The organism is uncultured Maritalea sp. (genome assembly GCF_937139385.1).
GTDB classification, from domain to species: domain Bacteria; phylum Pseudomonadota; class Alphaproteobacteria; order Rhizobiales; family Devosiaceae; genus Maritalea; species Maritalea porphyrae_A.
Genome location: NZ_CAKZPW010000076.1, coordinates 1 through 4,032, shown reverse-complemented (window position 1 = coordinate 4,032; position 4,032 = coordinate 1). Strand labels below are relative to the sequence as shown.

Here is a 4,032-nt window from a genome sequence, read left to right as displayed (position 1 = left end):
AAATGGCGTTGACATCGCCTCTTTATATAGTTGATTTAGTGCGGCCTCTTTGCCTTGATCATCCCACCAAGATTGCTCGTTCTCTTCGCTTTCTTTTTCTTGAGGGATTACTGCAATATCTCGACCAATACCACTCGCGTCATAATAGGTCGGGCCAGAAATCAGGTTTCCAGCGAGTTGGCCTGTGGCTTCTGCTAATACGCCCGTAGGACCACCTTTTGCCGCCAACGCCAAATTCAATGCCGAGGAGTGTAATTCTATTTGCGCTTGAATGATGGTCGAAGCGATTCCAGATAGGGCGTGCCAATCTGCTTGATTAGAAGCCTCATTGACTGCTTTTTCGTGATGTTCTCGGGCGGCTAAACGCCTTTTGTCCAATTCGAAAGAGGCTTCGCGGCGACCTGCGATTTCTGCACTGAGAAAATAGACCTCCTCACGGAGTGCGTTTTGCTCATCGGCAGAAACCGGAACCAGTCGGGCGTCCTTGCTTTGTATGGATTTGATCGCGCTACCATACCGCGATTTAACATCAACAAACTCAAGTGTCGCAGCGCTTAGTTCTTGTTCCACTGCGTCTAAGCTGGCTTTCACATTTTCCAATGTCGTTGTTAATTCAGAATCTGTCTCATGATAGGCTTTGATGTGGTCGGCTTGATCTTTTTGAGCACGCGCAAATGCATCAATATCGTCTTCTCCGGGCGGCAAATTGGCTTGCACTGCGTCAAGTATTTTCACATTGATCGTTTGCAGTTTCTGAGTGCTTTTGATTATGAATTCACGGCGTGCAGCAAGAATGTCATCGACGCGTGTTTGTACACTTTTGTAATATGCCTTGCTTTCCGCATATCGTTTTTTAGCCGTGTCCAACTTTTTGGTTGCCCTTTGCAAAGCGATGTCTTGGTTGGCACGTGATATTTCAACACTCGTGACCGTAAACCACGGCTTAGGAGGTGGAAACCTTGTGCTTGCGGACATGCGCGTGGCTTCTTGGGATGGATTTTTTCCTTCTGCTCGCATTTGCGCCAAATAGGGGGAGGGAATGTGCATTTCATTTTCGACAAAAAGAGCGCCAGCAATGTTCAAACTTACAACGAAGTTCGTGTAGGTTTCTGCTATGCCTTCAACCGCCAAGGCTTCTCGATATTTGCTAAGATTTGGGACTGTTTTTCGGGTGCGCCAAAGCTCTAATTCAGATTTGAGCCGTTCAATGTGCGAAGCAAGCATTTCTGCTTGTCCTGGAAAAGTTATTCTTGCCGCGGCTTGGTCGTCCTTTTGCGCAATGCAAAGCTTATATTCTGTGAGTTTGACAATCAGCGCGCGATGTTCTTCGCCACTGGTGGGTAAATTAGTGGGGTCAAATTTGGGAAGTGTACAATCGTCTGCAAGGGCGTTGAGGGTCGCGCCTGCGAACATTATTGCAGCAATTGCTAATTTCCACATTGGTTCCACCTTGTCTCAGCATATTGATTTTTGAGTGTACTCCGAACGCAACGAATGTAGGCATGTTAGCCCATAGGTCCTGAAACTACCAATCAGCATTGAAAACATTTGGATCAATCGGAAAGCGTGGGCTTTAAACCTGAGCAAACGGCATGAATGAAATGTTTGTCGCCGTGCGGGATGAAGGCGCCCTTGATAAATGTCAAGTTTTAGATATCTTGCAATCGATAATCTCATCTACTGTTGTACATAAATTTCTAACGAAAGCGAAAAAACAATAATGACATTTTCGAATAGGACAAAACGAACCGCAGCGGCATTTGTCGCAGCGGTGATAGTAAGCGTTGGCAGCTCAGGCATTGCACAGGCAGCGCCATATTACTTTCAAGACCAAAATAGTAACCCGCAAGCACTTTACACCAATCCAAGTTGTGATGGGGAAACCGATAGCTGTATTGGTTTCGGCACGAAATGCGGTGTTGATATGTACTACAGCAAGTATTCTCAGCAGAGAGCGCTCGAAATGTGGAAGTACAAAGGCTACATCAAAATCCGGCAGAACTCCGGCGGTCATGAGGTGGTTTGTGAGCTAATCCGCTAACGCGGATTTTTTCATCCAACCGCCCAGGGCATCACCAACACATCCACCATCTCACCAACCCTTTTGCTTTCTTCAAGCGGCTTTTGCACCACGAAACAATCGCTTGCAGAGAGCGAGGTGAGGTGGGCGCTGTCGGATTGCATGTGTGGGTCAACGCCTAGGCTGCCGTTGGCATTTTGGGTTAGCTTTGCACGGCGATAGTGTTGACGCGGGCCGTTGCTTGCCATATCGGCGGTGAGCGGTAATTGGGTGATCATGTGATCTGGAGATTGGCCCAGTTTGGCTTTGATGGCGGGCACCACAAACACGGTGCCTGTAACCAAGGCTGAAACCGGATTGCCGGGCAGGCCAAAAATGGTGGTTTTGCCTTTAGTGCCAAACATCAGCGGTTTGCCGGGGCGCACCGCGATTTTCCAAAAACTGAGTTCAACGCCCAATTCTTCTAACACTTCTTTGACATAGTCGCGATCGCCCACGCTTGCGCCGCCTGTGGTGACCAAAACGTCTGGTTTTTCATCCAACATGCGTTTCAGTTCATTTTTCAGCGTCTGCCGATCATCTTTGATAATGCCGCCATCTTTCACCTCTGCACCAAAATGGGCGAACAAAGGCGTTAGGCCAAAACCGTTGGAGGCAATGATCTGATCTTTTTCTAGCGTTGATCCCGGGGGCACCAATTCGTCGCCGGTTGCCACCAAAGTCAGTTTAGGCGCTTTGCGCACTTGCAGCGTTGCATGGTTGGCGGCCGCTGCCAGTGCCAAGTGGAACGGCGATAGTTTGGTGTCCATACTAATCAGAACATCGCCCAAAGCAAAGTCGTTGCCCTTATCGCGCACATTTTGCCCCGCAACCACATCATCCTCTAGGGTGATGATGTCACCATCGCGGCTAATTTTTTCCTGCATGATCACCGCGTTGGCGCCTTCTGGCATTGGCGCGCCGGTGTAAATGCGGGTGCATTGCCCTGCGGTCAAGGTGCCTTCGAACGCCTCGCCCGCAGCAGATACGCCGATCACATCAAGTTGTGTGCCTTTGGCGCCCGCTTTGGCGTTGAGGGCATAACCATCCATGGCGCTGCCATCAAACGGGGGCTGATCGAACACGGCGGCAATGTCGTGGGCCAGAATTCTGCCATTTGCCTTGGCCAACGGCACCACTTCATTGTCGGTTTGCGAAATGGCGTCAATGATGGTTTTAAGCGCGTCAGCGACAGGCAAAAGGTTCATATTTTACTCGCGGTTGTAATCGCCGGACTTGCCGCCCGACTTCTGGTCCAATTGGGTGGGGCCGATCACCATGGATTTGTCCACCGCCTTGGCCATATCATAAATGGTCAGCGCGGCAACGGACGCTGCGGCAAGCGCTTCCATTTCAACACCCGTTTTGCCTTCAACGCGCACCAAGGCTTTGATATCAAAACTGTTTGTGTTGTCATCAGGCTCGATCGAGATTTCAATTTTCGTCAGCATGAGCGGATGGCAAAGGGGGATCATTTGCGACGTATTTTTCGCCGCCATGATGCCCGCGACCCGGGCCACGCCAAGGGCATCGCCTTTTTTCAGGTTGCCGCTTTTGACTGCTACAAATGCTGCTTCGCTCATGGAAATGCGAGATGTGGCAATAGCCTGGCGTTGGGTGACATTCTTGTCGCCTACATCCACCATGTGGACTTCGCCATCATCATTGATATGGGTGAGTTTGTCGCCCATTCACAAAGCCTCTTTGCCCGTTAGCAACAATCGTGTGGCCGCCGCAACGTCAGGCTGGCGCATCAGGCTTTCACCCACAAGGAAAGTGCCCACATTGGCTTTGTCCTCGAGCATTTGCACATCGTCAAAGGTGAAAATGCCGCTTTCGCTGACCAGTAATCTATCGTCGGGCACGTTTTTCGCTAGTTCAATCGTGGTGTTTAAGCTGGTTTCAAAGGTCCGCAAATTGCGGTTGTTGATGCCGATCAGCTCGGCGGCGATGTCCATATCGCGGATCGCCAT

Annotated in this window: 4 protein-coding genes and 1 pseudogene; 1 reads left to right on the top strand and 4 read right to left on the bottom strand. The window is 50.1% G+C overall.

What is annotated here, in order from left to right:
• On the bottom strand, positions 1–1,440 hold a 1,440-nt coding region (locus Q0231_RS03325), incomplete at its 3' end, for a hypothetical protein (protein WP_299345055.1).
• A 280-nt stretch (positions 1,441–1,720) separates the two neighbouring features.
• Between Q0231_RS03325 and Q0231_RS03320 the strand changes: the two genes are divergently transcribed.
• A complete protein-coding gene (locus tag Q0231_RS03320) occupies positions 1,721–2,041 on the top strand; it encodes a hypothetical protein (protein ID WP_269394191.1) in 321 nt (106 codons plus the stop codon).
• A gap of 11 nt (positions 2,042–2,052) precedes the next feature.
• Here the strand turns inward: Q0231_RS03320 and glp are convergent, their stop codons facing one another.
• The 3 genes and pseudogenes from glp to Q0231_RS03305 form a co-directional block, all read right to left on the bottom strand.
• Entirely contained in the window at positions 2,053–3,267 is a 1,215-nt protein-coding gene (glp, locus tag Q0231_RS03315) for a gephyrin-like molybdotransferase Glp (protein ID WP_299345040.1), read from the bottom strand.
• Between the two features lie 3 nt (positions 3,268–3,270).
• Complete coding sequence (gene moaC / locus Q0231_RS03310) at positions 3,271–3,750, bottom strand: cyclic pyranopterin monophosphate synthase MoaC (protein WP_299345037.1); 480 nt, start codon at positions 3,748–3,750, stop codon at positions 3,271–3,273.
• Positions 3,751–4,032, bottom strand: a pseudogene (locus Q0231_RS03305) (indole-3-glycerol-phosphate synthase TrpC); the annotation flags it as partial. It lies immediately after the preceding gene.